The following is a 26,602-nucleotide window of genomic DNA, read 5'->3' as shown; positions in this document are numbered from 1 at the left end:
GGCGAAGCGGACGGCTGCATCGCACAGGCCGGCCAGTTCGTGCCACAACGCGCCTACGACCTGGCCATCGCCGCCGGACCGACCTCCACCACCACGACGACGTCCACCACTACCTCCACGACCACGAGCACCACTACTTCCACGACCACTACCACCACGACCACCACTCCGCCTCCAGGGGACGGATGCCGGGTGACGCACCGCGTGGTGAGCCAGTGGTCGAACGGTTACACCGGTGAAATCGTCATCGAGAACCGGGGCGCGCTGATCAACGGCTGGACCCTCACGTTCTCCGCGCCCGGTGTGACCGTTTCCCAGGGCTGGAACGGGACGTGGACCGACGGCGGCGACATCGTCCGCGTCGGCAACGCGTCCTGGAACGGCACGCTCGCGACCGGTGGTACCGCGACCATCGGTTACAACGCGAGCTACAGCGGCGGTACCCCACCGTTCACTTCTCCCATTCTGAACGGTGTGGCGTGCGGCTGATGCCGTAGTTCCGGCCCCCGAAGCGGCCTCCTCCCCGACTGGCAGTCAACGGGAGGAGGCCGCTTCCTTTACATATGCTGGTCACCGTGACCGAACCGATGTCCGTCGCCGTGCGCGAGGCGCTGTCGACCGACCCGTCCACGCCCGCCGAGGCGTTGGCGGCGCTCGCCGACGATCCGAGCCCGGTGATCCGCGCGAACCTGCTCACCAACCCCGCCGTGCCCGCCGACCTGCGCTACCAGGTGCACGCGGCGCTGTCGGCGGAGGCCGCGGCCGGTGACCGCGAGGCGGAGAACGCGCTGGCGTGGGTGCGCTACGACCGTTCCGGCCGCACGGCGTGCGACCGGCCGGAATGAGCGCGCCCGACCGCTGCCCGTGCGGCCGGGGTGAGCCGTACGAGGAGTGCTGCGGCCCGTTGCACCGGGGTCGTCGCCGGGCGCCGACCGCCGAGGCCCTCATGCGCTCCCGGTACAGCGCGTTCGCGCTGGGTGACGAGGACTACCTGCTGGCCACCTGGCACCCGAGCACCCGCCCGGCCTCGCTGGACCTCGACCCGGACCAGCGCTGGACCCACCTGGAAATCCTCTCGCACACCGGCGGCACGCCGTTCCAGACGACGGGCACCGTGGAGTTCCGCGCCCACTACCGCCAGCAGGGCCACCGCGACGTGCTGCACGAGAACAGCCGCTTCGTCCGCGAGGACGGTGCCTGGCTCTACGTCTCCCCCGCGTAGGTCGTCGGTGTCCGCCGGCATGCTGGCGGCCGTGACTGAAGATCGTGAAGCGCTGGTGGACGAGCTGGTGCGGACGGTGCGCGGTGTCCTCGACCCGACGCGCGCGGGTGTGTGGCAGGTCGAGATCTCCGGCGGCGTCATGGCGTACCGCACGTTCCCCGACCGCGGGCACGTGCTCGGCGGCACGGATCACGCTCGCGAGTTCACCCTGCTCCAGGCCTTGGAGGCGTCGCTGCGCGGTCCCGGCGAGGACCGCCCGCTGCTGCTGGAGGTGTCGTTCGACGGGAACGGCGGCTGGACGTTCCGGCACGCGTTCGCCCCGTCCGCAGCGGCCTCGGACACTGTGCTGCTCGACCCCGACTACCGCCACCCCCACCATCCCCGGCCGGGGATGCCGCGCCCCGAGGCGGCGGCTCCGACCGGTGAGCCGACCGACCCCGAGGTGCTGGCGCACGTCACCGGGCTGGTCGCGCGGTTCACCGAGCACTACCGGCGGCTCTCGGGCGACGCACCTCGGTTCGGCGAGGTGCGCACGGAAGCGGAACGGCGGAGAGGTCGAGTGGGAGGGCTACCTGGACATCCCCCTGCCCGAAGGTGACGACCGGTACGACGCGTCGGAGCGGGTCGGGGACCGCGACCTGGCCGACGTGCTGCGGGACATCCCCCATCGCGACGCCGTGCAGCAGCTCTACCTCAACGACGCCGAAACGCTCGACCTGCGCGCCCTCGCCGCGACACCGCGCGTCCGGGAGTTGAGCATCAACCGGGCCGGCCACGTGGACCTGCGGCTGCCGGAGACCGTCGAGGGCCTCAAGTTGGACGCCCGGCACGCCGACCTGTCCGTCCTGTCCGGACACCCGGCGCTGTGGGACCTCACCGTCAAGAACCTCCCGGTGCGCGTCGCCGACCTGGCGCGGCTACCCGCGCTGTCCTACCTCGACCTCTCCGAAACCGAGGTCGACGACGTGCCGGCGCTCGCCGACCTCGGCCTCCGGGCGTTGACCCTCGACGCCGACCAGTGGGCACAACTCCGCGCCGCCGGCCGCCTGCCGGAAGACCTGGCCGCCGCCCGGCGAGCGGGACAGGCACGACTCGCCGAACTGGTGGACTGGTCGGGCTGGGTGACGTCGGCCCGTTAGCGCGGTGCGTTCTGGGAGCCCCGGACGCCGGTGGCGGAACCGGGAGGGAGGGTGCAGCCGGCGGCGGTGTTGAACGGGCCCACGGAGGTGTCGAGGCCGCCCTTGCGCGGTGTGGTCTCGTAGCCCGCCGTGCACGGCGGAGGTTCGAAGAACGTCAGGGCCAGCCCGAACCGCGCCTGGCCGGACGCGACCGCCGACGCGCCCACCGACACCGCGTCCGGCACGGTGACCAGGACTTCCTCCAACGCACCCTGCCGCGTCACGAGCACGTCCGCCGTGGTGAGCAGGTTGGCCAGCACGATCCCGAGGTTCGGCCCGGACTCGCGCAGCAACGCGCTCACCTCCGTCGCCGCACCCGGCACCGCCCCGATCACCCGCCGCAGGTCACCGTCCGCCGCACGCAGCCGTTCGGCCACCAGCAGGGCGCTGTCGGCGAACGAGTTGATCGCCGCCGAGTGGTCCACCTGCGTCCCCAGCACGGTGACGGCGTCGTTCAGCAGCCGCGTGGTCTGCGGCAGGTGCGCACCGGCCGTCCCGATGAACTCCGTCGTCGCGTCCAGCAGGACCTGCAGGTCCGGCCCGGTACCCCGCAACGCCTGGTCCAGCTCGTCCACCACGGTGCGCAGCGATTCCACCGGCACCGAGCGCGCCAGGTCGTCCAGGCTGGTCAGCACCTGCTCCACCGGCAACGGCAGCGTGGTCCGCGACCGCGGGATCACCGAACCCTCGTCCAGGTACGGCCCGTCGCCCCCCTTCGGCCGGAGGTCGACGTACTGCTCGCCCACCGCGGATCGGTTGGCGACCACGGCTTCCAGGTCCGCCGGGATCCGCGGCGCGGACGCCTCGATCCGCAGCTCGACCTCGACCTGCCCGTCACCCAACCGGATCGGCCCGACCCGGCCCACCGGCACGCCCCGGTACGTGACCTCGCCGCCGGTGAACAGCCCGCCCGTCCGGGCCAGCTCCAGCCGGACCACGTACCCGTCGTCCACCACCACGAGCCCCACGTACTTCGCGCTCACGTACGTGACGCCGAGCAGCGCGATGACCGAGAACAACGCGATCTGCAACCTGATCCGCCGGGTGGTCATCAACGCCCTCCGGGCTTCAGCGTCAGGTACGTGTTGAGGTAGTCACCTTTGATCCCGTCCAGCACGGCGTCGGTGAACGGGAACGTCAGCAGCATCTCCAGCGACTGCGGCAGGTCCTGCCCGGACTCGGCGAGCCGCCGCAACGTCGGCTCCAGCGCCCGCAGGTCGGCCACCAGGTCGTCACGACTTCGGTTCACCGTGTCCACCGCGACGTCGGACAGGTCCCGCAACGCGTCCAGCAGCCCCACCAGCCGTCCGCGCTGCTCGTGCAGCACGCGCAAGCCCGGCTCCAACCCGTCCAGCACCTCGCCGATGTCGCCCTTGCGCGACTCCAACGACGACGCGAGCTTGTCCATGCCCTCCAGGGCACGTGTGATCTCACCCTTGTGCGAGTCCATCGCACCCACGAACGCGTCCACAGTGGACAGCAGCGACCGGACGGCGGCCTCGTTGCCGGACAGCGCCGCGCTCAGCTCCCGCGAGATGTCCTGGACCTGCGCGATACCGCCGCCGTTGAGCAGCATGGACAACGCGCCGAACACCTCCTCCACCTCGGGGTTGCGGTTGGTCCGCGTCACCGGGATCACCGCGCCGTCCACCAGCGGCGAGGCCGACCGCTCCTCGGGCACGGCCAGTTCCACGTACTTCTCCCCCAGCAGGCTCGACTGCCGCAGCCGGGCGAGGGCGTTCGCGGGCAGCAGCACGTCACCGCGCACCGCGACCCGCACCAACGCCGTGGAGCCGTCCTCGGACAACCCGATGTCCTCGACCTTGCCCACCGACACGTCGTCCACCTTCACCCCGGCGTGCGGCACGAGGTCGAGCACGTCGTCGAACTCGACGGTCACCCGGTACGGCCGGTCGCCGAGGTCCGCGCCGCCGGGCAGCGGCAGGTCGTACGCGCTCGGCAGCGCCGAACACCCGGTCAGCACGAGCACGAGCCCCACCGCCGCCGACCGCTTCACCGCGCACCCCCGGGCACACTGAGCAGATCGGTCACGAACTCGTTCAGGTTGGCCCGCGCGTTCAACGTCCCGGTGGCCGGGTCGTAGGCGTTCACCACGTTGTGCAACGCGAGCGGCGCGACCTCCAGCATCTCGGTCAGCGACTCCTGTTGCCGCACCAGCAGCCCGGTCAGCACGGCCAGGTCGTCCACACTGGACCTGACCCGGTCGCGGTTGTCGTGCACGAAGTCGCGCACCTGCTCCAACGCCGTGGCCAGCTCGCCCAACGCCGCACCCAGGTCGTCCCGTTCGGCGGCGAAGAACCCGGACACGTCGGCCAGCTGGTCGGCCAGCGTGCCCACCTGCTCGTCGTTCGCCGCGAGCATCGCCGTGAACGACTGGAGGTTGTCCACGGTGCCGAACAGGTCGTCCCGCGACCCGGCCAACGTCCGAGCCGCGTCCGCGAGCTGCCGGATCGACTCGCCCAACGCCGCGCCGTTGCCGTCCAGGTTCTCCGCGCCGGTGTTCAGCAGGTCGGACAGCGCGCCCTCGCGGTTCGCGCCGTTCGGGCCGAGCGCGGTCAACAACGTGTCGAGGCTCGCGTACAGCTCGTCCAGCTCCACCGTGCCCGCCGTGCGCGCACTGGTGATCACCGCACCGGGCGCGATCCGGTCACCCCCGGTGTAGACGGGCGTGAGCTGCACGTACCGGTCGGCCACGATGTTCGGCGACACGACCACGGCACGGGCGTCGGCGGGCACGTCCACGCCGTCGTCGAGCTCCAGGTCGACCCGCACCGACGCGCCGTCAGGCAGCACGCCGACCACCCGGCCGACCTTCACCCCGAGCACCCGCACGTCCGACCCCTCGTACACGCCGACTGCGGCGGCGAAGTAGGCCGTGACGCGGGTCGGCGAGGGCCGCAGGAAGATCCACCACACGGCGGCCGTCGCCACCAGCACGAGCACGAAACCCTGTGCCAGCGCCACGACCAGCCGGCGCGTGCCATGCGTCCGGACGAACATCAGCGACCTCCGGTCGGGCAGTCGCGCCGCGCGCCCGGGTCGACCACGAGCCCGCACAGGTAGGTGTCGACCCACTGGCCGTTGCCCAGCGAGTTGTTCAGCACCCGGTAGTACGGCCCGGCCAGCGCGAGGCCGCGGTTCAGCGCGTCCTGGTTGTTCCGCAGCACGTCGGTGACCCGTTCCAGCTGCTCCAGCGCGGGCCGCAGCTGCTCGTCGTTGTCCGCGACGAGGCCGGACAGCTCCCGGGACAGCGCACGCGTGCCGTCCAGCAGCTTCGAGATCGCGTCCCGGCGGTGCCCGATCTCCGCCAGCAGCAGGTTGCCGTCGTTGATCAGCGCGGTGAAGTCCTTGTTGCGCTCCGCCAACACGCCACTGACCTGGTTCGCGCCCTCGATCAGCGACGCCAGCTGCTCGTCCCGCGAGGAGATCGTCTTCGACAGTGCCGACAGCCCTTCCAGCGCCTGCTTCACGTGTTCGGGCGAGTCGCGGAACGTCTCCGACAGCACCCGGAAGCTCTGCGCCAGCTGGTCCGTGTCGATCTCGCTCACCGTGGTGGACAGCCCGCTGAACGCCTCGATCACGTCGTACGGCGAGGTGGTGCGCTCAACCGGGATGGTGTCGGTGAGCGGGTCGCGGCCCTCGGAGTCCAGCGCCAGGTACTTCTGCCCGAGCAGGGTCTTGATCCGGATCTCGGCCCGGCTGCGGTCGCCCAGCTCGACACCGCCGACCCGGAACGTCACCAGCACCTTGCCGTCGCGCAGCCCGACGTCGGTCACCGTGCCGACCTTCAGGCCCGCGACGCGGACCTCGTCGTCCACGCGCAGGCCGGCCGCCTCGGTGAACTCGGCGGTGTGCTCCGCGCCGCCGCCGAAGAACGGCAGGTCCTCCAAGAAGAAGGTGAGCAGGGCGGTGACCGCGATGACCAGGAGGCCGACGGCTCCCAGCAACACCGGTCTGCGGGTCATCGGTGGCACCTCGATTCGGTGACGGGGAGGCCGACCGGCGGTCCGCCGGGCGCGGGCGGTGCCTGCGAGGAGGCGAAGCACAGGTAGAAGTTGAGCCAGGAGCCGTAGGACGCGGTGCGGCCGATCGCCTCGAACTTCACCGGCAGGTTCCGCAGGAACGGCTCCAGCTCGGGTGCGTCGGCGAGGTTGCCGGCGAGCAGGCCGAGCGCGGCGATGTCGTCCTTGAGCGGTTGCCTGCCCTGTTCCAGCAACGACGCCGTGCTGTCGCTCAACGCGGCCAGGCCGGTGATGGCGTTGCCGATCGGCTCTCGGTCGGCGGCGAACCCGGACACGAGCTGCCGCAGCGAGGTCAGCAGCTCCCCGAACCGGTCGTCGCGCGAGTTCACCGTCTCCAGCACCGCGTTCAGGTTCGTCACGACCTTGCCGATGACGTCGTCCTTGGCGGCCAGCGTGGAGGTGAGCGACGCGGTGTGCGCGAGCAGGCTCTCCACCGTGCCGCCCTCGCCCTGCAACACCTGGACGATCTCGTGCGACAGCTTGTTGACGTCCTCCGGGTCCAGCGCCTGGAACAGCGGCTTGAACCCGTTGAACAACGTGGTCAGGTCCAGCGCCGGGGTGGTCCGCTCGACCGGGATGAGGCCGCCGGGCGGCAACTCGTCGCCGACCCGCCCGGCGGGCTGCTCCAGCGCGATGTACCGCTGGCCGACCAGGTTGCGGTACTTGATCGTCGCGGTGACGTCGGCGGACAGCGACCGGCCGTCCGCGACCGAGAACGTGACGTCCACCAGCTCGTCGTCCACCAGCTCCAGCGACTCGACCTGGCCGACCTTCACACCGGACATGCGCACGTCGTCGCCCTCGGCCAACGCCGTGACGTCGGTGAACCGGGCCGCGTACTCGGCCGTGGAGCCGACCCGGCTGCCCGCGATGGTGGCCGCCAGGAACCCGGTCGCGGCGACCGTGACGACGACGAAGACCAGGAACTTGGTCAGGGGCGCGGCGATGTTCCTCATCGGCCTCCTCCGGTCCGGTCACCCATCAGCAGGCCCGCCCACTCGGGCACCTGGTCGGGCGTGACGGCGTTGACCGGTCCGGCCGGGCAGTGCGGCCCACCACCCCGCCGGTGCACCGGGTCGTCCCGCCCCGGCACGTACTTCTCCCCCGGCGGCACGACGGTGACCTCCGCGTGCAGGCCCGGCTGGTCGGTGCCCTTGCCGAGCACCCGGTCCATCCGCGGCCGGATGGCGTTGACCGCGTCGAGCACGCACGGGAACTCGGGCGAGTAGGTGGCGAGCAGCTCCACCGTCGGCCGCGCGCGGTCGGCCAGCGCCACCACCGTCTCGCCGTTGCCGCGCAGGAACCCGGTCAGGTCGGCCGACGCCGTGGTGAGGCTGGTGTAGACGGTGTCGAGGTTCGCGCGCTGCTCGGCGATCGTGCGGCTGACCGCGGTGGCGTCCTTGAGCGCCCGCACCAGGTCGGGACCCGCGTCCGCGTACACGTCGGTGACGTCGGCGAACCTGCTGATGTCCTCCTGGAGCGCCGGCAGGTGCGGGTTCAGCTCGCGCAGGTGGGCGTCCAGCTCCACGATCGTCCGCCCCAGCGTCGCGCCGCGGCCGTCCAGCGCCTGCGCCATCGACGTCAGCGCGGACGACAGCTTGTCCGGCCGCACGGCCTGCAACGTGGGCAGCAGGTCGCCGAGCACCCGTTCCAGCTCGATCGCGCCGGACGTGCGGTCCTGCGCGATCACCGCGCCCTCGTCGAGCGCGCCGACCGGGTCGTCGGGTAGTTCGAGGCTGACGAACCGCTCGCCGAACAGCGTCTTCGGCAGCAGCCGGGCGGACACGTTCGCCGGGATGCGGCCGACCTGGTCCGGGCGCAGGCCCAGTTCCACCTCGGCGCCGTCACCGTGCGAGCGGATCGCCCGCACCTCGCCGACCAGCACGCCGAGCAGCTTCACGTCCGACTCGGCCTGCAGCTGGTTGCCGACGTGGTCGGTGCGCAGCAGCACGGTCACCCGGGAGGTGAACACCTTCTGGTACGCCGCCACGGACAAACCGCACAGCGCGACCAGAAGGGCGGCGAAGAGCAGCCCCAGCAGGCGACGGCGCAATGCCACGGGTATTCTCCTGTGCATAAACCGAAATGACGTTACCGACCAGTACGTTACTAACGGATGTCACCCCCGCACAAGCAGCCGAAAAGCCTTGTCAAGGGCATGACAAAATTTGTGCGCGAAACACTCACGCGGAGACGAAAACCCGATCGGACCCTGGCGCCTCGGCCCGCGGTGCGGTTAACAATGATCGTCGTCGTCGAGAATCGGGGGTGCCCGCGTGTCCCATCTGCCGCACTGCGTCCGGGTGCTGCACCGCGCCGGAATGGTCCAAGCGCACCGGCCCGATCGGGCGTTGCGGTCCCTGGTCGACGTGCGCGCGTGGGGCCCATTGCTGGGTTCCGTGCGGCGTGCCGTCCGGGAGCGGCCCGGTGCCACGGCGGTGATCGACGAAACCGGGCCGTGCGACTACGCCGACCTGCACGGGCGGTCGATGGCGTTGGCGCGTGCCCTGCACGCGGCGGGCATCGGTGCCGAGCACGTGGTGGCCGTGCTGTGCCGCAACCACCGCGGTCCGGTGGAGGCGATGCTGGCGTGCGCCCGGATCGGCGCGCGGGTGCTGCTGCTCAACACCGGGTTCGCCGGGCCGCAGCTGGCCGACGTGGTGCGCCGGGAACGCGCGGTCGCGCTGGTGCACGACGACGAGTTTGAGCCCGTGCTCGCGGAGGTGGCACCCGCCGTGGCCAGGTTCGCCACCAGCGGCTTCGACGAGCTGATCGGCTCGGCACCGGACCACGAGCCGCCCCGACCGGCGCGGCCGGGCGGTGTCGTGCTGCTGACCAGCGGCACCACCGGCACGCCCAAGGGCGCGCACCGGGAGGTGCGCTCGGCGTTCGCCGCGGTGGACTTCCTGGACCGCGTGCCGCTGCGGTCGGGCGAGGTGACGGTGATCGCCGCGCCGGTGTTCCACGGCATCGGCTTCGCGCACCTGGTGCTGGCGATGGGCCTCGGCTCGGCGGTGATCCTGACCCGCGGGTTCGACGCGAGCCGGACGATCGCGCTGGCCGCGCGGCACCGGGCCACCGCGTTGATGCTCGTGCCGACCATGCTCCGGCGCATCCTCGACCTCGGTCCGCTGGAACTGGAGTCGCACGACCTGTCGGCGCTGCGGGTGGTGCTCAGCTCCGGCGCCGACCTGCCCGCGCCGCTGGCCGCGGAGGCGACCAGGCGGTTCGGCGACGTCGTCCACGACCTGTACGGGTCGACCGAAGTGGCGGTGGCGACCGTGGCCACGCCGGACGACCTGCGCGAGGCGCCGGGCACGGTCGGCCGCCCGCCCCGCACGTGCCGGGTGCGCGTCTACGACGAGCACGGCCGCCGGATCACCGAGCCGGGGGCGGTCGGCCGGGTGTTCGTCGGCAGCGCGCTGCGGTTCAGCGGCTACTCCGGCGGTGGCGGCAAGGAGATCATCGACGGCCTGGTGAGCACCGGCGACCTCGGGCACTTCGACCGGCGCGGTCGGCTGTTCGTGGACGGCCGGGAGGACGACATGATCGTCTCCGGCGGCGAGAACGTGTACCCGGCCGAGGTGGAGAACCTGCTGGCCACGCACTACCAGGTGCGGGAGTCGGCGGTGGTGGGCGTGCCCGACGAGGAGTTCGGGCAGCGGCTGCGGGCGTTCGTGGTGCCGGTTCCCGGCGCCCGGGTCGACCCGGAGGGGTTGAAGCTCTTCGTGCGCGACCGGCTGGCCAGGCACAAGGTGCCGCGCGAGGTCGTGCTGACGACGGCGCTGCCGCGCAACGAGACCGGGAAGGTGCTGCGCCGACGGCTCCGGTAGCGCTGTTTTTGTCACCGCGCGCACAACAACAGTGGCGACTTTGTCACGCGAGTGCGCCCTGGTTGACAACTTTTCATGATCAAAAATACAGTGTTCGGAATCACACCCGACCGTTTGGTGGTGGGCGAACAGCATGAACAGAACCGGAGAACTCCGAGCCTCCGAGTTACCGCTCATCGGGAACGCGGACCTGTGGGAGCAACTGCCCGCCGACCTCGCGCCGAAGTTCCGCGCCAGGGCCGGCGACGTGGCCGTGGACATGGTCCGGGAAATCCAGAACCAGATCGCCGAATATTCACAGAAGTTGGAGGGGATGTTCGGCCAAGTGGTGGTCGAGGGGGTGGAACAGGCGATCCACCAGTTCATCGACCGGATGGTCGACCCGACCGCGCAGCGCGAGGACCGGGCCAAGCTGTTCCGGCTGCTGGGCAAGCTGGAGGTCAGCGCGGGCCGCAGCCTCGACCTGCTGCAGACCGCGTACCGGATCGGCGCGCGGGTGGCGTGGCGGCGGATCTCCGAGTTCGGTCAGACCGAGCGCGTGCCGCTGGCCACCATGTGCCTGATCGCCGAAGCGATCTTCGCCTACATCGACGAGCTGTCGCTGCGGTCGATGGAGGGCTACGCCGAGGCGCAGGCCCGGCACGCGGGCGCGTTGCAGCGGCGGCGCAAGCGGTTGCTGGAACTGCTCCTGGGCGAGCCGGGCTACCACCCGAACGCGCTGGCGGAGGTGGCCGAGGCCGCGCACTGGCCGTTGCCGGAGAAGGTGCTGGTGGTGGCGCTGGAACGGCGGACCGACCAGCACCAGCTGCCGATACCGTCGCTGCACGAGGACATCCTGATGGACCTGGAGGGCAGCGAGCCGTGCCTGCTGCTCACCGACCCGGAACGGCAGCTGGTCGCGTTGGAGCAGAAGCTCGGCGGGTGGCGCGCGGCCGTCGGCCCGGTCGTGCCGCTGACGTCGGCGCGGCAGTCGCTGCGCTGGGCCCGCCGCACGATCACGCTGATCCAGTCGGGCGTGATCGCGGACAAGCCGATGGTGGACACCACCGAGCACCTGTCGACGTTGCTGCTGCTCGGTGACGAGGAACTGGTGCGCGAACTGGTGAAGCGGACGCTGGCACCGCTGGAGGGGCTGACGCCGAAGCAGCAGCAGCGGATGCGCGAGACGATGACCGCGTGGGTGGAGACGCGGGGCAGCGCGCCCGAGGTCGCGTCCAGCCTCGCCGTGCACCCGCAGACGGTGCGCTACCGGTTGCGGCAGTTGGAGGAGCTGTTCGGGACGAAGCTGCACGACCCGGACGCGTTGTTCGACATGGGCATCGCACTGCGGGCGCTGCGGCTGCTCGGCGGGTCGACGGGGCAGCCGAGGCGCCTCGGCCCGGCCGGTCCGCCGGGGTTCACGGGACCGCCGGGAGCAAGGTCAGCGTGAGGTCGATCGTGTTGCCCGGCCCGGAGATCAGGCCGGTCAGCAACGGATCCAGTCGCTCCCGGCCCTGGCAGCCACCGAAAGCCGGAATCGGGTAGGCGCCCTTCATCCGCATCTTCGCCAGCTCGAACGGCCCGGCGAGGTCGATCGACGCGGGTTCGACCGTCCGGCACGCCTGGCCGACGTCCAGCGGCTGCGCGTCGACGGTGACCTCGCTGAGCTCGATGTCGAGCTTGGCGTTCGCCTTGACGTTGCCGTCCTTGATGGTGCCGGTGACCTTGGCGACCGGGATCAGGTCGGTGCGCGCGGTGTTGGGCACGAAGCCGAACACGATGAAGTACCCGTAGCTCGGCGGCAGCCACAGGTCGCCGGTGATGGTGCCGCTGACGAGGTCGATCTCGGCTTCGAGGGTGCCGGGGCCGATGACGAGGTCGGACTGGAGCTTGTGGATCCGGCTCACCCCGTCGACCTGGTAGACGACCTTGATACCGGCCGTCCGCACCGGCGCGCGCACCTCGGCGTGGCGCACCACCCACGTCGGGGTCAGCGCCGCGCCCAGCAGCGCGGCGACGGCGGCCAGCACCACCGCGATCCTCACCGCCCGCCTCCGCTCATTCTTCGAAACTACTTTCCCGAACCGGGCCGGACAAGCACCGGGCGATGATTTGTCATGCGCGTGACAACTCTTTCCAGTGCTTTTGTCGTATCCCTGACACAGCCGGGGAAAACGTGAAAGAAATACTTGCCCAGCCTGCGCGACAAAGCTACTTTACTGACGAGTAGCCATCCCGCCGCCACACCGCACATCTGTTTTACGCACTGCTCTCGACGAGGAGACGCACATGCTGAAACTCACTGGCCGCAGGGCCGTCGGCGCACTCGCGGTCGCCATCGCCGTCATCGGATCGGTGGCGTTCGCCGGCGCGGGCACCGGCATGGCCGCCACCAAGAGCCTGACCCTGGCGTACAGCTGCCCGTTCCCGTTGATCGGCACCCAGGACATGACGGTCCGCATCACCGTGGCCGACCTGGCCGACTCCGCGGTGGTCGGCCGGCCGGTCCCGCCGACGCGGGTGACCGCCATCGCCACCGTGCCGTCCAGCGCCACACTCGGGCTCAGGCTGGTCGGCGCGACGACCGTGGAGGGCACCGCCGTCGCGAGCACCGCGGTGGACAACGCGGGCGCGGTGCAGAACGTCGTGGCCAACCTCGTGGTGGCCAAGACGAACATCCCGGCGTCCGGCTCGTTCAACACCATCGCCACGGGCGGCACGGCGCCGGTCACCTTCACCAGGGCGGGCACCACCACGGTCAACGTCGGCGCCTTCAGCACCACGTTGACGCCGCGCCGGCCCGACGGCAGCTTGACCGGCCTCGGCACGTTCACCTCCGCCTGCACGCTCAAGGCGAACCAGAACACGCTGCTCCACACCTTCACCGTGTCCGCGGCCTGACCGCCGTCCACGGCACCGGGCAGTGATCCGACCGCGGGCGGGCCGGCGACGTCGCCGGCCCGCCCCGATCTTTTCCCCAGGAGAGGACCTGACATGAGATTGCGGCACCGGGTGGCCGCGCTGAGCGTCACCGCGGTGGTGGTCGGCGGATCGGCCCTGTGGGGCGCGGGCGTCGGCAGCGCGGCGACGGCGAGGCTGACCCTGGTCTACAACTGCCCGTTCCCGTTGATCGGCGCGCAGGACATGAGCGTCGAGATCGTCGTCGAGGACCTCCCGGACACCGCCGTGGTCGGTGAACCCGTCCCGGAGGCGCGCGTGACCGCCACCGCCACCGTGCCGGAACTGGCGACCCAGGGCCTGGCGCTCGTCGGCGCGGCGACCGTGGAAGGCACCGCGTCGGCGCAGACCGTGATCGACAACGCGGGGTTGGTGCTCGACATCGTGCCCGACCTGACCGTGGCCAAGACCGCGGTCCCGGCGTCGGGCGAGTTCGACACGGTCGCCACGGGCACCACGCCGTCGTTGAGCTTCCCCTTCGCGGGCACCACGACCATCGACGTCGGCGACTTCGTGACCACCCTGACCCCGCGCACCGCCGACGGCTCGGAGACGGGGCTGGGCACGTTCACCTCGCCGTGCACGCTCAAGCCGGGCCAGTCGACTCGCCTGTACGAGTTCACGGTGCGGCCCGAGGGCACCACCACCACCACAACGACGACCACAACGACGACCGAACCCACGACAACGACCACCACCACGGAGCCGACGACCACCACCACCACCACCGACTCCACCACCACAACCACGACAACGGAACCCACCACCACAACTACGACGTCGCCGACGACCACAACCACCACCACCGATCCCACCACGACGACCACGACGAGTCCGACAACGACGACCACCACTACCACCACCACCACTCGGCCGACGACCACAACCACAACAACCACCACTCGGCCGACCACCACCACGACCACAAGTCAGCCGAGCACCAGCACCACCACCACCACGACGTCCACCACCACAACGGTTCCGACGTCCACCACCACGAGCGCTACCACCAGCACCACGACCTCGGCCACCACCAGCACCACGACCACCACGTCGCAGGCCGTGGTCCCGGTGTCCTACCCGGACAAGAAGGGGCTCGCCAACACCGGTTCCTCGGTCAAGGGCCCGCTGGTCCTGGGCGGCGCGCTCCTCGCCGTGGGCGCGGGCGTCCTCCTCTTCCTGCGCCGAACCCGTCACCGCAGCTGAGAGATCCTTTGCCCGCCAACGACAACGGCCACCTCCGCGGCACTCGCGGAGGTGGCCGATCGGTGGTCAGCCCGGCAACGTCGGCAGCTGCCCGAGCTGCTCGGGAGTGGGCGCGGTGATGTCGACCGGCTTGCCCCAGTCGCGGTAGTGCGCCACCACCTGCACCGGCTCGCCGCCCTCGACCGGTGTGCGCACCTCCGTCTTCACCGGCAGGTCGTCCCCGTCCACCCACAGCTTCAGCACCGACGCCTGCCCGTTCACCGTCACGTGCGCGGTGTAGCGGACGGTCTGCCTACCGGACAACGACTCCTCGGCCTTCTCCACGATCCGCGCGCCCTCGGGCAGCGCCTTGCGGATGTCGGCGGTGTCGCGGATGTGCACCGCGACGTCCGCCATCGCCCGCCCCAGCGGGTTGTCCGGGTCGTCCGGGTCGATCCTGAGCCACGGCTTGTCCGGCCGCGGCGCCTGGCCGTCCGGGATCCGCACGAAGATGCCGTCCGGCACCATCACGTACGCGACCTCCTCGGCGTCCGCGATCGAGATCCGGCACGACGCGGCGAAGTCGTCGGTGCGCAACCCGCAGCTGCCCTTGCCGTTCGTCGCGAGGTCGAGGTCGACGGTGACCGATCCCTTGCCCTCGGCGGCCACCCGGTTCGCCTCGGCCAACGCCTGCGGCGTGTCGAACGTCCTCATCGTCGACGACGGCTCGTCGGCGCACGCGGAAAGCACAGCGGAGACCACTACGGCGAATCCCGCCGCGGCGACACGGTTGGAGCGCATGCTTCTCCTCGGACCAGAATGGGGGAAATCGACTTTTCCCACTCTAACCGCAAGTCGCCGTACCGTCGCCGACCAATTCACACCTGTGGCGGAAACCAAAATTCGAATTCGACTTTTGTCAGGGCGGTGACAATCACGGCCGTCTTCGCACCGACGCGAGCAGGTTGCGCGCGACCTCGCGCAGCTTGGTGTTGTGCTGCTGGGACTCGGCCACGAGCTGACCGAACGCCGCCTCGGCGTCGACGCCGTGCGCGGCCATCAGCACGCCCTTGGCCTGGTCGATCTCGGCACGCGACTCCAGCGCGCGCTGGAGGTGCTCGATCAGCTGACGGGACCGCTCGTACCGGCGGAACCCGGTGATCGTGGTGGACGCGGCGGTGACGAACAGCCGCAGCAGCGCCTCGTCGAACGGGTCGAACGCCCGCTCCTCGGAGCTGTAGAGGTTCAGTGAGCCGATCATCTCGTCCGCGAGCAGGATCGGCGCGGACAGGTAGGCGCGCACCCCGGCGCGCTCGGCCGCGGCGGCGAACTCGGGCCACTTCTCCCGGCCGGCCGCCACGGTCGCCCGCACGGGCCGCTGCGTCCTGGTCGCCTCCAGGCACGGACCGTCGCCCGCCGCGTACTGGTCGGCGTCGATCGCGAGGACCTTCTCGTCGGTCGCCGCCAGCGTGGACGCCCCGGAGGGCTCGACCACGGTCACGCTGACGTTCTCCGCGTCCGGGATGACGCGGGACGCCGACTCGGCCACCTGCTGCAGCGCCTCCCGCAGCGTCGGGCCGTCCGCCAGCACGCCCGCGAGCTCCTCCAACGCCTCACTGGCCTCGTCCAGCAGGACCGCGGGCACGTGCTCGTCAATGCTCACAGCCACTGTTTACACCTCGAACGCCATAATCGCCCCAACCAAAGGGGGTGGACGGGTGCGCGTACTGCTCGTCGAGGACGACGACGGGGTCGCGGACGCCTTGGTCGAGGCGCTGGAGGCCAACGACCACCGGCCGAGCCGGGTGGCCCGCGGCGCGGACGCGCTCCTGGTCCACCGCGACTTCGACCTGCTGCTCCTCGACCTGGGCCTGCCCGACACGGACGGGTTGGAGGTGCTGCGCAAGATCCGCAAGATGTCGCCGGTGCCCGTGCTGGTGCTCACAGCGCGGGGCGACGAGCGGTCGATAGTGCGTGGCCTTCGTCTCGGCGCGGACGACTACCTGGTGAAACCGGTCCGCCTCGGTGAGTTGCTGGCCCGGATGGACGCGGTCGCGCGGCGGAGTGCGGCGCTCACCGGGCCGAAGGACCGCACGGTCCGGGTGGGTGACGTGGAGATCGACTTGGAAGGCAGGCGGGTGGTGGTCGGCGCCGCGGAGGTCTTGTTGACCACCAAGGAGTTCGACGTGCTCGCCGCGCTGGCCAGCCGCGCGGGCACGGCGGTCAGCCGCCAGCAGCTCATGGACGAGGTGTGGGGTGACGCGTACCTGGCCGTGTCACGGTCGCTGGACGTGCACCTGGCGGGGCTGCGGGCCAAACTGGACCGTCCCGGCCTGCTGACCACCATCCGCGGTTTCGGCTACCGGCTCGGTGAGTGAATGCGCCGTCGTCTGCTGCTGGTGCTGCTGCTGTTCTCCGCCGTCGCGGTGGCGGGGTTCGCCGTGCCGCTGCTGTCGTCCACGGCCGCTGAGCGCACGCAGCGGTTCGTGCTCACCCGCACCGGCGACCTGGACCGCTTCGCCGCACTCGCGCAGCAGGCCGAGACCACCGGCGACAAGGCGGCCCTGGAGGACGAGGTCGCCGCGTACGTCGAGCTGTACGGCGATCCGGTGGTCGTGGTCGACGCGCGCAGGCAGCCGGTCGCGCAGGCCGGGCTGACCGCCGACGACCCCGCGTTGGCACGGGTGCTGGACGCCGCGCTGCGCAACCAGCCGGCGTCCTCGGTACCGACGGTGAAACCGTGGTCGTCCGGTGACGTGGTGTTCGCCCGGCCGGTCGGCACGGGGACGCGGGTGGCCGGTGCGGTGGTGCTGCGCGCGTCGCTGGACCGCGCGGCGGCGGATGTGACCACGCGGTGGCTGCTGGTCCTCGGCGGCGCGCTGGCGGCGGCCGTCATCTCCGTCCTGCTGGTGCTGGCGGTCGCGCGGTGGCTGCTCAAACCGTTGGCGGAGTTGGCGATCGGCGTCCGCGCGGTGGCCGCGGGCGAGCGGCGGGCGCACGTGCCGGGCAGCAGCGGGCCGCCGGAGGTGCGTGAGCTGTCGGAGTCGTTCAACCGGATGTCCGACGCCGTGACGGAGGCCGCCGACCAGCAGCGGCGGCTCATCGCGGACGCGTCGCACCAGCTGCGCAACCCGATGGCGGCGTTGCGGCTGCGGATGGACACGTTGAGCGGTCAGGTCAAGCCCGAGGGCGTGCGCGCGTACACGGCGGGCGTGGCCGAGATCGAACGGCTGGAGTCGCTGCTGGACGGCCTGCTGGCGCTGGCGTCGGCGGAGAGCGCGGCCACCGAGGTCGCGGCGGGCGGGCGTGAGCCGGAGTTGGCCGACGTGGGTGCGGTGGCGGTGGACCGGGCCGGGTTCTGGCAGGTGCCGCTGCCGGAGACGCCCGTGCTGGCGGTGCTGGTGCGGTGCCCGGAGTCGGACCTGGCGCAGGTGCTCGACGTGCTGCTGGACAACGCGGTCAAGTACGGCGGCGCGGTGCGGGTGTCGCTCGGCGCGGACCGCGCGGCGGGCGTCGGGTGGGTCGAGGTGCACGACGACGGTCCGGGCCTGAGCGAGGAGGAGCTGGCGTTGGCCACGTCGAGGTTCTGGCGGGGGCGGTCCGGGCCGCCGGGCACGGGTCTGGGGCTGGCGATCGCGGACCAGCTGGTCAAGGCGCGGCAGGGGGTGCTGACCCTGTCGTCGGCGGGCGGGTTCACCGCGCGGGTCGCGCTGCCGCTGGAGCCGGCGCTGTGAACCGGCGGGTGTTCCTGCTCGGGCTGCTGGCCGCCGGGTGCACGACCGGTGCGCCGTCGGGTGAGATCGCGATCGCCGCCGGTGAGCGCGGCGGCATGTACTTCGACTTCGCCACCCTGCTCGCCGAGCAGCTGATCGACGTGCGCGGCCGTGCGTTGGAGACCGAGGGCAGCCTGGCGAACCTGGCGTTGCTGGCGTCGGACGAGGTGCAGGTCGCGCTGACCCTGGCCGACTCCGCCCTGGTCGCCGATCCGGGGCTGGAGCTGCGCGCGCTGGGCCGGGTGTACGAGAACTATTTGCAGCTGGTCGTGCGGGAGGACGACCCGGCGCGGGTTCCGGCCGACCTCGCGGGGCGCACGCTGTCGTTGGGCGCGCAGGGGTCCGGGGCGTCGCTGTCCGGTGAGCGGATGCTGGTGGCGCTCGGGCTGCGCGGCTCGGTGCGGGTGGAGCACCTGCGGCTCGGTGACGCGGCACAGGCGTTGGCGGAGCGGCGGATCGACGCGCTGCTGTGGTCGGGTGGCGTGCCGACGCCGACGTTGGCCGGCCTGGCGGGCGTCCGCCTGCTGCCGCTGGCGGACCTCGTGCCGCAGCTGCGGGCGGCGCACGGTTCGGTGTACGAGCAGGTGTTCGTGCCGGTCGGGGTGTACGGCGCGACCCGTGAGGTGCCGACCATCGGCGTGGCCAACCTGCTGGTGTGCCGTGCGTCGTTGCCGGACGACGTGGCCGCCGCCGTCACCCGGACGCTGGTCTCCCGCGCCGCCGCCCTGGTCCCCGGCCAAACCCTGGGCACCCAGTTCCTCGACGTCCGCAGCCTGATCGGCACGGTCGGCCTCCCCCTCCACCCGGGCGCCGCCACCACCTACCGCGCCCTCCACGGCTAACCCGCGCGAGTCGCGGTCAGGTGTTGGCGGTGTAGGCGTGGCGCAGGTAGGTGAGGGTGTCGTCGTCGATGTCGTCGGCGCTGCCGATGCCGATCCGCAGGGTGATGGTGTCGTTGCCCAGGGAGCCCGCCGGTTCCAGGCGGCCGGTCGGTGGGTGGCCGGCCAGGCGCAGGCCCAGGTCGACGCGGGCCCGGGTGCTGGCCTTGACCACCGCGAACGTCCGGCGCGGCGTCACGAGGGCCACGTACGTCTTGCGCGCCTGGACGTGCATCGGCCCCAGCAGCGCCGCCTCGGCCAGCAGCCGGTCGAGGATGGGGCGCAGCTCCGGCCGGTCGGCGTACTGGGCGTCCACGAGCGCGTCCGACGACGCGCTCAGCAGCTCGGGGTAACCGAACCGCTCCATCACCAGCAGCATCTGCGGGTAGCCCGACACGCCCTGCTCGCGCAGCCAAACCCGCAGGTCACGCTCATTGTCCAGGCCGGAGGACAAGACCCGCCGATTCCACTCCGGCACGCCCTCGCCGGTGCCGCGGCGCAGCAGCGCCACGGACCAGTCGACCATCTCCCGCCAGTTCTCCGCCACCACCACGGGCGACATACTGCCGCCTCACGGCAGACGTTGCCCGAAGAGCAGCGCACCCGCCACGGCGATCATCCCGAGCACGGTGCCCAGCGCCACCCACGGCCGCGACGCGTCGGCCTGCTTCTTCTCGTAACCGATCTGCTCGCCGAGCGTGTCGTACACCCGGCGCAGCTCCTCGGCGCTCGCCGCCTTGAAGAACTCGCCACCGGACAGCTTCGCGATCTCCTTCATGGAGTCGTCGTCCACCGGCACCTCCTGCCGCCGCCCCTCGATCTCGACCACACCCTCCTCGGTGCCGAACGAGATCGTGGAGATCGGGACGCCCGCCGTCTTCGCGTCCTCGGCCGCGTCGAACGCGTCACGCGTGCCGACGGTCTCCTTGCCGTCCGTCATCAGCACGATCCGGGCGGGCGGCGGGCCGTCCGCACCACCGACGACCTTGCCGAACGAGTCGATCGCCGCCAGCGCGGCCACGATCGCGTCACCGGTCGCGGTGGACTGGGCGAGCTTGAGCCCGTCGATGCTCTGCGTGACCGCGGCCCGGTCGGTGGTCGGCGCGACCAGCACGGTCGCCGAGCCCGCGAACGAGATCAGCCCCAGGTTGATGCCCGGCGTGAGCCCATCGGCGAACGACTTGGCGGCCACCTGCGCGGCCTCCAGCCGGGACGGCTGCACGTCGGTGGCCTTCATCGACAGCGACGTGTCGATCACCAGCATCACCGTGGCGCGGTTGCGCGGCACCTTCTGCTCGGCGGTCGGCCCGGCCAGCGCCACGGTCAGCACGATGAACGCGACCATGAGCAACGCCGCCGGCACGTGCTTGTACCAGCCCTGCCGCTTGGGTGCGACCTTCTCCAGCATCGGCAGGTTGGCGAACCGCAGCGTCCGCTTGCGCAGCACGCGTTGCAGCACCACGTAGAACGCGGCCAGCCCCGCCACCACCACGAGCAGCAGGAACCACCACGGCGCGGTGAAGCCCGACAGGCTCATCAGGCCACCCCTCCCGACCAGCGGCGCTTGCGCGCGACGACGAACCTCACGGTGTCGGCGATCCAGTCCGAGTCGGTGCGCAGCACCAGGTGACCGGCACCGGCGCGGCGCAGGCCGGCGGCCACCTCGGCGCGGTGCTCGGCCGCCGCGGCGGCGAACTCCCGGCGCAGCAGCGGTGACGCGACGACCTCGCGCTGCCTCCCGGACTCCGGGTCCGCCAGCACGACCGTGCCCACCTCGGGCAGGTCGATGTCACGCGGGTCGACCACCTCGACGGCCACCAGGTCGTGCCGGGCGGACAACGCGCGCAGCGGGCGCTGCCACTCCGTGCCGCCGAGGAAGTCCGAGATCACCACGACCAGGCCGCGTCGCCTCGGCGGTCGGCGCAGCTGCTCGACCACGTCCGCCAACGAGCCGCGGGTGCCCTCGGGGGCGCGCGGCGTCTCGGCGACCTTGCGGATCAGGCCGCGCGAGTGCGCCAGGCCACCGCGGGCGGGCACGCGCACCAAGTCCTCGCCGGTCGACACCAGGGCGCCGATCCGGTTTCCGCCACCGCGGGTCAGGTGCGCCACCGCGGCCGTCGCGGCGACCACCAGGTCGCGCTTCTCGCACGCCGCCGTGCCGAAGTCGAGGCTCGGCGACAGGTCGATCGCGAGCCACGTCTCCAGCTCGCGGTCCGCGACGGTCTCGCGGATGTGCGGCACGGTGGTGCGGGCGGTGACCGCCCAGTCCATCCGCCGCACGTCGTCACCGGGCTGGTAGGGCCGCGCCTCGCCGGGCTCGGAACCCGGTCCGGGCACCAGGCCCAGGTGGTTGCCCTGGAGCAGGCCGTCCAGCCGGCGGCGCACCTCCAGTTCGAGCGTGCGCAGCGCCGCTTCCATCCGGCCGCCGTGCAGCACCGGCGGCGCCCAGCTCGGCCGGTCGGCGGCCGTCGGGTTCGGCTCGGTCACGGCCTGCCCGCGGGCTGCGGCGTCTGCGGACGTGCGGAGACCTGCGGCAACGGCACCGTCTGCAGCACGCGGGTGATGATGTGGTCCAGCGGGACGCCATCGGCCAGCGCGTCGTAGGACAGCACCAGCCGGTGCCGCAGCACGTCCGGCACCACGTCCACGATGTCCTGCGGCAGCACGTAATCGCGCCCGCGCACCAGCGCCAGGGCGCGGGCGGCGGCGATGATGCCGAGGCTGGCGCGCGGCGAGGCGCCGTAGGCGACCCACCCGGCCACGTCGGTGAGCTGGTGCTCCTTGGGCGCGCGGGTCGCGATGACCAGCCGCACCACGTAGTCGACCAGCGCGTGGTGCACGAAGACCCGGGAGGCCACGCCCTGCAGGCGGACCAGCTCGTCCGGGCCGAGCACCTGGCTGGGCACCGGCGGCTCGACGCCCATCCGGTAGACGATCTCCCGCTCTTCCTCGGCCGTCGGGTACTCGACCTGGATCTTGAACAGGAACCGGTCGCGCTGCGCCTCGGGCAGGGGGTAGACGCCCTCGTTCTCGATCGGGTTCTGGGTGGCCAGGACCAGGAACGGGGTGGGCATCGGGAACGTCTTGCCGCCGATGGACACGTGCCGCTCGGCCATGACCTCCAGCATCGCCGACTGCACCTTGGCGGGCGCGCGGTTGATCTCGTCGGCGAGCACGAAGTTCGCCACCACGGGGCCGAGCTCGACGTCGAAGCTCTCGCTGCCCTGGCGGTAGATGCGGGTGCCGAGGATGTCGGCGGGCACCAGGTCGGGGGTGAACTGGACGCGGGAGAACGAGCCGCCGACGACATTGGCGAACGTTTCCACGGCCAGCGTCTTGGCCACGCCGGGCACGCCCTCCAGCAGCAGGTGGCCCTTGGCGAGCAGGCCGACGAGCATCCGCTCGACCAGCCGGTCCTGACCGACGATCACCCGCTTGACCTCGAACACGGTGCGTTCGAGCAACTGGGCGTCACGAGCCGGCGTGTTGGGCGCCTCGGCGGCGGGCTCGGACAAAGGTCCTCCTCGACAGGGTTGTACGACTGTGGCCCAGTCTCCCCTGCCGGCGGTATGGCTCTTGTGAAGGGGGTCGGCCGCCGGAATCGGGCAGCGACGCAGCTCACGCCGTTCTCACCCGATCTTGGTACCCCGTCACGGTGTCAGGTCGCGCGGTGTGTCGACGTCCCGTGCTTCACCCGGTCGGGCGGTGACGGGCACCGGGTCCAGCGGGCCGAGGACCGAGCGCATCGAGGCGTCGCGCGGGTCGTCCGGCAGGGCCGCGCGCAGCGCGTCGGTGCGCCACGCGCCGATGAGCCACTGCGACCGCCCCTCGTCGTCCACGAGCACCGCGCCGGTCTGGCCGACTGCCGCGAGCAGGCGGTCCACCGTGGACCGGGTGATGCCCGGCTGGTCCACCGCGAGCACCACCACCAGGTCCGTCCCGACGTGGGCGAGGCCGGCGGCCAGTCCCGCGACCGGTCCGCCGCCGGGCGGGTCCTCCCGCGCCCACGTCACGCCGGGCACGTCGTCCTTGCGCGGGCCGACGACGACGGTCCGCCGGGCGAGCGCCACCGCGTCCAGCACGTGGTCGAGCAGCGTGCGACCGCCGACCACGACCGACGCCTTGTCGACGCCGCCCAGCCTGCTGCCCCGACCACCCGCCAGGACCACCGCAGACCACGTCACGCGGCCCACCGTAGCCGTGCCTACGCGGCCTCCCCCACCACTTCGTCGTCGGCGGTGAAGAGCATCCACAGCAGTGCCGCCACCACCAGGGCGCTGGTCACGAACACCGGGAACACCAAGTCGAACACCGCGGTGCCCTGCGGCGAGACCATCGTCGGGTCGGTGGTGACCCGCACCGCGGCCATGCCGGTGTAGTGCATGCCGGTGACCGCCACGCCCATGATCAACCCGGCCGCGACCCTGGCCACGCCGGTCTTGACGACCAGGGTGAACCAGAACGCGGCGGTCGCCGCCACGACCGCGATCACGCAGGACAGCACCACGAGCGTCCGGTCGTAGGTGATCTCGCCGCGGAACCGGATGGCGGACATGCCCAGGTAGTGCATGCCCGCCACGCCGAGCCCGGCCAGCGTGCCCGCGACGAGCAGCCGCATCCGGGTGAACCGGACGAGCGTCACCAGCGACAGCCCGAGGCCGACCACGCCGATCGCCACCACCGCGGACAGCGCGGTCAGCGGCACGGAGTACTTCACCGCGGCGCCCGGGATGTCGAAGCCGAGCATGGCGATGAAGTGCATCAGCCAGATCGCGACACCGCCGATGGCGAACGCGCCGAACACGGTCCAGCGCGCCTTCGTGGCACGGATCGGCTCGCCCTGGGCCCGGGCCATGCAGGCCAGGCCGATCAGCGAGCCGATGACGGAGACGATGTAGGCCAGCACCAGGGTGGACAGGCCGTCGGAGAAGTGCTGCAGCGAGTCGTGATTCACACTCAACTTTGACCCAGCGTCACCCCGTCCATGACGTTGGTCCAGACGAGTTCATCGAACAGACATGAATCTCCGTCATTTATCTACGCAGAGTAGTCATCGACTGGGCTGAACGGACGGCACCGAGCCCTGGACGGGTGAGGCCACGGCTAGCCGCCCGTGCGACGGCCGACCACGCGGTTGCGTCCCGCGTCCTTGGCCTCCAGCACCGCCACGCTGGCCTCCTCCACCGCGTCGGTGACGGACGCGCCGGGCATCACCTCCACCGCCCCGATCGACACCGTCACCACGCCGCCGGTGTTGCCCCGGTGCTCCAGCCCCAGCCGTTCCACCGCCTGCCTGATCCGCTCGGCCGAGGCCAGCGCGCCCTCCAACCGCGTGCCGGGCAGCAGCACGGTGAACTCCTCTCCCCCGTACCGGTACGCGCGGTCACCCGTGCGGGTGGTGCGGACGATGGCCTCGCCGACCTTGCGCAACGTCTCGTGCCCGGCCAGGTAGCGGTACAGCGTGTTGTAGCTGTGGAACCGGTCGATGTCGACCAGCAGCAGGCTGTACGGCTCGCCGGCGCGGTTGCGGCGGGCGTGGTCGGCGTCGAACGTCGCCGGGTTCGGCAGGCCCGTCCGCTGGTCGATGGTCGCCGCCTCGGCCAGCGCCCGGTTCTCCGCGTGCAGTTCCTCCAGCCGTTCGGCTAGCCGGTCGACCTGGTGCTTGCGCGCCAGTGCCCAGTCCTCCAGGTCCTCGTCGTAGACGGCGACGCCGACCGGGATCGTCTTCGCCCGGTACATCGCCAGGTCGGCCTGGTGCAGCAGGTCCTCCGCGCCGTGGCCGGACCGGACGAACGTGATGCCCGCCGACACCGACACCCGGATCACGCCCTCGTCCAGCGTCACCGGCGTGGCGATGACCGCCAGGATCTCCCGCGCCGCGTCGACCGCCTGCTGCTCGTCCAGCTCGTCGAGCAGCACCACGAACTCGTCGCCGCCGAGCCTGGCCGCCGTGCCGCGACCGGCCACCACCGCCGCCAGCCGGGACGCGACCAGCCGCAGCACGTGGTCGCCCGCGGCGTGCCCGTGGCGGTCGTTGACGTCCTTGAACTGGTCGAGGTCGAGGAACACCAGCACCGGGCCCGGCGCCCCGCGCACGGCCTGCTCCAGCCGCGGCAGGAACCCGGTGCGGTTGGCCAGGCCCGTCAGCGCGTCGGTGTTGAGCCTGCTGCCCAGCTCGTCGGCCGTCTCCGCCCAGCCCGTGACGTCGAGCGCCACCACCACCAGGCCGCGCACGTCCGGGTCCGCGCTCAGGTCCCGGGCGACCAGGTCCACCCGCCGGTGCACGGAACCCTCCACCGGCACCGCGCACGACAACCGCGACGCGCCCGCACTGCCCGTCGCCTGGAGGAACGTGCCGACCGCCGCCGCGTCACCGGTCGCCACCAGGTCCGGCAGCAGGCCGGACGCACCGCCGAACAACCGCCGGGCCGCCGGGGACGCCCACCGGACGCCCAGGTCGCTCGGATCCACCACCAGCACGGCGGCGTCGGCCCGTTCGAGCACCGCCAGGTGGAAGCCGCCGTTCATCGCGACGCGCTGAGGAACCGCAGCAGGGCCCGGTCGAACTCGTCCGGCCGGTCGAGGTTCACCAGGTGACCGGCGTCCTCGACGACGACCTCCTCCACGCGGGGCGCGGACTCGCGCACGAGGTCGGCCACCCCGTGGATGTCGGACGAGTCGAGGTCGCCGACGACCACCAGCGTCCGCGCGCGGAGTTCGCGCAGGCGGTCCACCGCGTGCAGTTCGTCCGGCTGGACGGTGAAGGCGCCGCGGGACACGGCGTGGGCGGTCAGGCCGCGGCACAGCTCCCGCACCGCCGGGTCCACCTCGTCCGGCGACCGGTGCGGACCGTCGACCCACATCCGCAGCAGGCACTCGGCGACCTCGTCCACCGCGGTCGCGGCCCGCAGCCGCGCGACCTGGTCCACGATGAACGGGTCTTCGGTCTTCATGCCGCTCACGCCCGGCCCGACGAGCACCAGGTCGACCACCCGGTCGGGGTGCAGGAGCGCGAAGTCGATCGCGGTGCGGGCGCCCAGCGACAGGCCGACGAGCGTCACCCGGTCGAGGCCGAGCCCGTCCAGCAGGTCCTTCAGGTCTTCGTGGTGCGCGAACGGTCCCGTCACCGGCGACGATCCGCCGTGGCCCCGCGCGTCGTACCGGATCACCGTGTGGTCTTGTGCGAGCAACGCGAACTGGCGGTCCCACGTGACGCCACCGAGCCCGCCGCCGTGCAGCAGCACGACCGGTGGCCCCTCGCCACGTCTGTCGTAGGACAATTCGCCGTCGTCGAGAATCAAGCGGCCGGCCGTCATGGTCCCCCCTGGACTTGACTTCCTCCCTGTGACCATCGACGCTACCGAATCCGCGCCGCGCATTCAGGTGATCAGGAGCATTTTCCCGCAATTCTGGGGTCACCATTCCGAGATCGGACCGAATAGGGGTTCATATCCACCCGTAGTCCACAGTGGACAGCCCAATCGAGACGCTCCGGCAAACCGGTGGACAGCCGCTCACGGCGGCGCCTAGCCTCACCGCCGTCCGTCCTCACG

At 71.7% G+C, this 26,602-nt stretch carries 29 protein-coding genes; 12 read left to right on the top strand and 17 right to left on the bottom strand.

Annotated features, from left to right (window positions below; translation table 11 throughout):
• The first annotated feature begins 192 nt into the window (after window positions 1-192).
• The 5 genes from B0I31_RS42010 (at window position 193) to B0I31_RS27305 (ending at window position 2,361) form a co-directional block, all read left to right on the top strand.
• Window positions 193-489, top strand: coding sequence for a cellulose binding domain-containing protein (locus tag B0I31_RS42010; RefSeq protein ID WP_245950467.1), 297 nt, complete (start codon window positions 193-195; stop codon window positions 487-489).
• A gap of 86 nt (window positions 490-575) precedes the next feature.
• Complete coding sequence (locus B0I31_RS27320) at window positions 576-845, top strand: hypothetical protein (RefSeq protein WP_181320420.1); 270 nt, start codon at window positions 576-578, stop codon at window positions 843-845.
• Window positions 842-1,222 carry a YchJ family protein gene (locus B0I31_RS27315; protein ID WP_106618233.1) on the top strand — a complete coding sequence of 127 codons (381 nt, stop codon included), beginning with the start codon at window positions 842-844 and terminating at the stop codon, window positions 1,220-1,222. Before B0I31_RS27320 ends, B0I31_RS27315 begins: the two co-directional genes overlap by 4 nt.
• Before the next feature lie 31 nt (window positions 1,223-1,253).
• Window positions 1,254-1,820, top strand: coding sequence for a hypothetical protein (locus B0I31_RS27310; RefSeq protein ID WP_146173965.1), 567 nt, complete (start codon window positions 1,254-1,256; stop codon window positions 1,818-1,820).
• Between the two features lie 49 nt (window positions 1,821-1,869).
• Complete coding sequence (locus B0I31_RS27305; protein WP_146173964.1) at window positions 1,870-2,361, top strand: hypothetical protein; 492 nt, start codon at window positions 1,870-1,872, stop codon at window positions 2,359-2,361.
• On the opposite strand, the gene B0I31_RS27300 is transcribed toward B0I31_RS27305, so the two are convergent.
• From B0I31_RS27300 to B0I31_RS27275, 6 genes are read right to left on the bottom strand one after another with little or no spacing between them, the layout of a single operon-like run.
• Window positions 2,358-3,452, bottom strand: coding sequence for an MCE family protein (locus B0I31_RS27300; protein ID WP_106618230.1), 1,095 nt, complete (start codon window positions 3,450-3,452; stop codon window positions 2,358-2,360). The genes B0I31_RS27305 and B0I31_RS27300 overlap by 4 nt on opposite strands.
• A complete protein-coding gene (locus B0I31_RS27295; protein WP_106618229.1) occupies window positions 3,452-4,417 on the bottom strand; it encodes an MCE family protein in 966 nt (321 codons plus the stop codon). The genes B0I31_RS27300 and B0I31_RS27295 overlap by 1 nt, the downstream gene beginning before the upstream one ends.
• A complete protein-coding gene (locus tag B0I31_RS27290) occupies window positions 4,414-5,421 on the bottom strand; it encodes an MCE family protein (RefSeq protein ID WP_106618228.1) in 1,008 nt (335 codons plus the stop codon). Before B0I31_RS27290 ends, B0I31_RS27295 begins: the two co-directional genes overlap by 4 nt.
• The gene (locus tag B0I31_RS27285; RefSeq protein WP_106618227.1) at window positions 5,421-6,386 is read right to left on the bottom strand and encodes an MCE family protein; all 966 of its coding nucleotides are present in this window, start codon (window positions 6,384-6,386) and stop codon (window positions 5,421-5,423) included. The genes B0I31_RS27290 and B0I31_RS27285 overlap by 1 nt, the downstream gene beginning before the upstream one ends.
• The gene (locus B0I31_RS27280) at window positions 6,383-7,399 is read right to left on the bottom strand and encodes an MCE family protein (protein WP_106618226.1); all 1,017 of its coding nucleotides are present in this window, start codon (window positions 7,397-7,399) and stop codon (window positions 6,383-6,385) included. Before B0I31_RS27280 ends, B0I31_RS27285 begins: the two co-directional genes overlap by 4 nt.
• Window positions 7,396-8,502, bottom strand: coding sequence for an MCE family protein (locus tag B0I31_RS27275; RefSeq protein WP_245950466.1), 1,107 nt, complete (start codon window positions 8,500-8,502; stop codon window positions 7,396-7,398). Before B0I31_RS27275 ends, B0I31_RS27280 begins: the two co-directional genes overlap by 4 nt.
• Window positions 8,503-8,719: 217 nt before the next feature.
• Between B0I31_RS27275 and B0I31_RS27270 the strand changes: the two genes are divergently transcribed.
• Together B0I31_RS27270 and B0I31_RS27265 are read left to right on the top strand one after the other, a co-directional pair.
• Complete coding sequence (locus B0I31_RS27270) at window positions 8,720-10,276, top strand: AMP-binding protein (RefSeq protein ID WP_342751505.1); 1,557 nt, start codon at window positions 8,720-8,722, stop codon at window positions 10,274-10,276.
• Between the two features lie 133 nt (window positions 10,277-10,409).
• Window positions 10,410-11,705 carry a PucR-like N-terminal domain-containing protein gene (locus B0I31_RS27265; RefSeq protein WP_106618223.1) on the top strand — a complete coding sequence of 432 codons (1,296 nt, stop codon included), beginning with the start codon at window positions 10,410-10,412 and terminating at the stop codon, window positions 11,703-11,705.
• Here B0I31_RS27265 and B0I31_RS27260 read toward each other — a convergent pair.
• Complete coding sequence (locus tag B0I31_RS27260; RefSeq protein WP_106618222.1) at window positions 11,674-12,300, bottom strand: hypothetical protein; 627 nt, start codon at window positions 12,298-12,300, stop codon at window positions 11,674-11,676. The two genes, B0I31_RS27265 and B0I31_RS27260, sit on opposite strands and share 32 nt — an antisense overlap.
• A gap of 244 nt (window positions 12,301-12,544) precedes the next feature.
• Between B0I31_RS27260 and B0I31_RS27255 the strand changes: the two genes are divergently transcribed.
• Both B0I31_RS27255 and B0I31_RS27250 read left to right on the top strand, forming a co-directional pair.
• Window positions 12,545-13,156 (top strand): DUF6801 domain-containing protein, encoded by a 612-nt coding sequence (locus tag B0I31_RS27255; protein WP_106618221.1) that lies wholly within the window; start codon window positions 12,545-12,547, stop codon window positions 13,154-13,156.
• A gap of 93 nt (window positions 13,157-13,249) precedes the next feature.
• On the top strand, window positions 13,250-14,419 hold the full coding sequence (locus B0I31_RS27250; protein WP_106618220.1) for a DUF6801 domain-containing protein: 1,170 nt from the start codon (window positions 13,250-13,252) through the stop codon (window positions 14,417-14,419).
• A 66-nt stretch (window positions 14,420-14,485) separates the two neighbouring features.
• Here B0I31_RS27250 and B0I31_RS27245 read toward each other — a convergent pair whose 3' ends face one another.
• Together B0I31_RS27245 and B0I31_RS27240 are read right to left on the bottom strand one after the other, a co-directional pair.
• A complete protein-coding gene (locus B0I31_RS27245) occupies window positions 14,486-15,199 on the bottom strand; it encodes a hypothetical protein (RefSeq protein ID WP_146173963.1) in 714 nt (237 codons plus the stop codon).
• Between the two features lie 133 nt (window positions 15,200-15,332).
• On the bottom strand, window positions 15,333-16,067 hold the full coding sequence (locus B0I31_RS27240) for an ANTAR domain-containing response regulator (RefSeq protein WP_106618218.1): 735 nt from the start codon (window positions 16,065-16,067) through the stop codon (window positions 15,333-15,335).
• 49 nt (window positions 16,068-16,116) lie between these two features.
• Here B0I31_RS27240 and B0I31_RS27235 point away from each other — a divergent pair, with 49 nt between their 5' ends.
• From B0I31_RS27235 to B0I31_RS27225, 3 genes are read left to right on the top strand one after another with little or no spacing between them, the layout of a single operon-like run.
• Window positions 16,117-16,776, top strand: a complete 660-nt coding sequence (locus B0I31_RS27235) for a response regulator transcription factor (protein ID WP_181320418.1) — start codon at window positions 16,117-16,119, stop codon at window positions 16,774-16,776.
• Entirely contained in the window at window positions 16,777-18,132 is a 1,356-nt protein-coding gene (locus B0I31_RS27230; protein ID WP_106618217.1) for a sensor histidine kinase, read from the top strand.
• Entirely contained in the window at window positions 18,129-19,013 is an 885-nt protein-coding gene (locus tag B0I31_RS27225; RefSeq protein WP_106618216.1) for a TAXI family TRAP transporter solute-binding subunit, read from the top strand. Before B0I31_RS27230 ends, B0I31_RS27225 begins: the two co-directional genes overlap by 4 nt.
• 16 nt (window positions 19,014-19,029) lie before the next feature.
• On the opposite strand, the gene B0I31_RS27220 is transcribed toward B0I31_RS27225, so the two are convergent.
• The 8 genes from B0I31_RS27220 to B0I31_RS27185 all read right to left on the bottom strand — a co-directional run bounded on the left by B0I31_RS27220 (window position 19,030) and on the right by B0I31_RS27185 (window position 26,365).
• Entirely contained in the window at window positions 19,030-19,611 is a 582-nt protein-coding gene (locus B0I31_RS27220; RefSeq protein WP_106618215.1) for a DUF5655 domain-containing protein, read from the bottom strand.
• 9 nt (window positions 19,612-19,620) lie between these two features.
• Window positions 19,621-20,586: a VWA domain-containing protein gene (locus B0I31_RS27215; protein WP_106618214.1), complete on the bottom strand. Its 966-nt coding sequence runs from the start codon at window positions 20,584-20,586 to the stop codon at window positions 19,621-19,623.
• The gene (locus tag B0I31_RS27210) at window positions 20,586-21,467 is read right to left on the bottom strand and encodes a DUF58 domain-containing protein (RefSeq protein ID WP_245950472.1); all 882 of its coding nucleotides are present in this window, start codon (window positions 21,465-21,467) and stop codon (window positions 20,586-20,588) included. The genes B0I31_RS27215 and B0I31_RS27210 overlap by 1 nt, the downstream gene beginning before the upstream one ends.
• 65 nt (window positions 21,468-21,532) lie before the next feature.
• Window positions 21,533-22,564 carry an AAA family ATPase gene (locus tag B0I31_RS27205; RefSeq protein WP_106618212.1) on the bottom strand — a complete coding sequence of 344 codons (1,032 nt, stop codon included), beginning with the start codon at window positions 22,562-22,564 and terminating at the stop codon, window positions 21,533-21,535.
• A 135-nt stretch (window positions 22,565-22,699) separates the two neighbouring features.
• Window positions 22,700-23,233, bottom strand: coding sequence for a molybdenum cofactor guanylyltransferase (mobA, locus tag B0I31_RS27200; protein ID WP_106618211.1), 534 nt, complete (start codon window positions 23,231-23,233; stop codon window positions 22,700-22,702).
• A gap of 20 nt (window positions 23,234-23,253) precedes the next feature.
• Window positions 23,254-24,003: an MHYT domain-containing protein gene (locus tag B0I31_RS27195; protein ID WP_245950471.1), complete on the bottom strand. Its 750-nt coding sequence runs from the start codon at window positions 24,001-24,003 to the stop codon at window positions 23,254-23,256.
• Window positions 24,004-24,152: 149 nt separating this feature from the next.
• Window positions 24,153-25,577, bottom strand: coding sequence for a sensor domain-containing diguanylate cyclase (locus tag B0I31_RS27190; protein ID WP_106618210.1), 1,425 nt, complete (start codon window positions 25,575-25,577; stop codon window positions 24,153-24,155).
• The gene (locus B0I31_RS27185) at window positions 25,574-26,365 is read right to left on the bottom strand and encodes an alpha/beta fold hydrolase (protein WP_106618209.1); all 792 of its coding nucleotides are present in this window, start codon (window positions 26,363-26,365) and stop codon (window positions 25,574-25,576) included. Before B0I31_RS27185 ends, B0I31_RS27190 begins: the two co-directional genes overlap by 4 nt.
• Between the last annotated feature and the right edge of the window lie 237 nt (window positions 26,366-26,602).

Source organism: Saccharothrix carnea (assembly GCF_003014735.1).
In the GTDB taxonomy this organism is placed as follows: domain Bacteria; phylum Actinomycetota; class Actinomycetes; order Mycobacteriales; family Pseudonocardiaceae; genus Actinosynnema; species Actinosynnema carneum.
Note: the sequence above shows the minus strand (reverse complement) of the source record. Positions and strands in the feature narration are given on the sequence as shown.

What these genes read in the sequence shown, in the direction of transcription:
- B0I31_RS27315 (WP_106618233.1), top strand. Translation starts at nt 842, where the DNA reads ATGAGCGCGCCCGACCGCTGCCCGTGCGGCCGGGGTGAGCCGTACGAG.
- B0I31_RS27300 (WP_106618230.1), bottom strand. Translation starts at nt 3,452, where the DNA reads ATGACCACCCGGCGGATCAGGTTGCAGATCGCGTTGTTCTCGGTCATC.
- B0I31_RS27290 (WP_106618228.1), bottom strand. Translation starts at nt 5,421, where the DNA reads ATGTTCGTCCGGACGCATGGCACGCGCCGGCTGGTCGTGGCGCTGGCA.
- B0I31_RS27285 (WP_106618227.1), bottom strand. Translation starts at nt 6,386, where the DNA reads ATGACCCGCAGACCGGTGTTGCTGGGAGCCGTCGGCCTCCTGGTCATC.
- B0I31_RS27280 (WP_106618226.1), bottom strand. Translation starts at nt 7,399, where the DNA reads ATGAGGAACATCGCCGCGCCCCTGACCAAGTTCCTGGTCTTCGTCGTC.
- B0I31_RS27265 (WP_106618223.1), top strand. Translation starts at nt 10,410, where the DNA reads ATGAACAGAACCGGAGAACTCCGAGCCTCCGAGTTACCGCTCATCGGG.
- B0I31_RS27255 (WP_106618221.1), top strand. Translation starts at nt 12,545, where the DNA reads ATGCTGAAACTCACTGGCCGCAGGGCCGTCGGCGCACTCGCGGTCGCC.
- B0I31_RS27250 (WP_106618220.1), top strand. Translation starts at nt 13,250, where the DNA reads ATGAGATTGCGGCACCGGGTGGCCGCGCTGAGCGTCACCGCGGTGGTG.
- B0I31_RS27245 (WP_146173963.1), bottom strand. Translation starts at nt 15,199, where the DNA reads ATGCGCTCCAACCGTGTCGCCGCGGCGGGATTCGCCGTAGTGGTCTCC.
- B0I31_RS27230 (WP_106618217.1), top strand. Translation starts at nt 16,777, where the DNA reads ATGCGCCGTCGTCTGCTGCTGGTGCTGCTGCTGTTCTCCGCCGTCGCG.
- B0I31_RS27220 (WP_106618215.1), bottom strand. Translation starts at nt 19,611, where the DNA reads ATGTCGCCCGTGGTGGTGGCGGAGAACTGGCGGGAGATGGTCGACTGG.
- B0I31_RS27215 (WP_106618214.1), bottom strand. Translation starts at nt 20,586, where the DNA reads ATGAGCCTGTCGGGCTTCACCGCGCCGTGGTGGTTCCTGCTGCTCGTG.
- B0I31_RS27210 (WP_245950472.1), bottom strand. Translation starts at nt 21,467, where the DNA reads ATGGAAGCGGCGCTGCGCACGCTCGAACTGGAGGTGCGCCGCCGGCTG.
- B0I31_RS27190 (WP_106618210.1), bottom strand. Translation starts at nt 25,577, where the DNA reads ATGAACGGCGGCTTCCACCTGGCGGTGCTCGAACGGGCCGACGCCGCC.
- B0I31_RS27185 (WP_106618209.1), bottom strand. Translation starts at nt 26,365, where the DNA reads ATGACGGCCGGCCGCTTGATTCTCGACGACGGCGAATTGTCCTACGAC.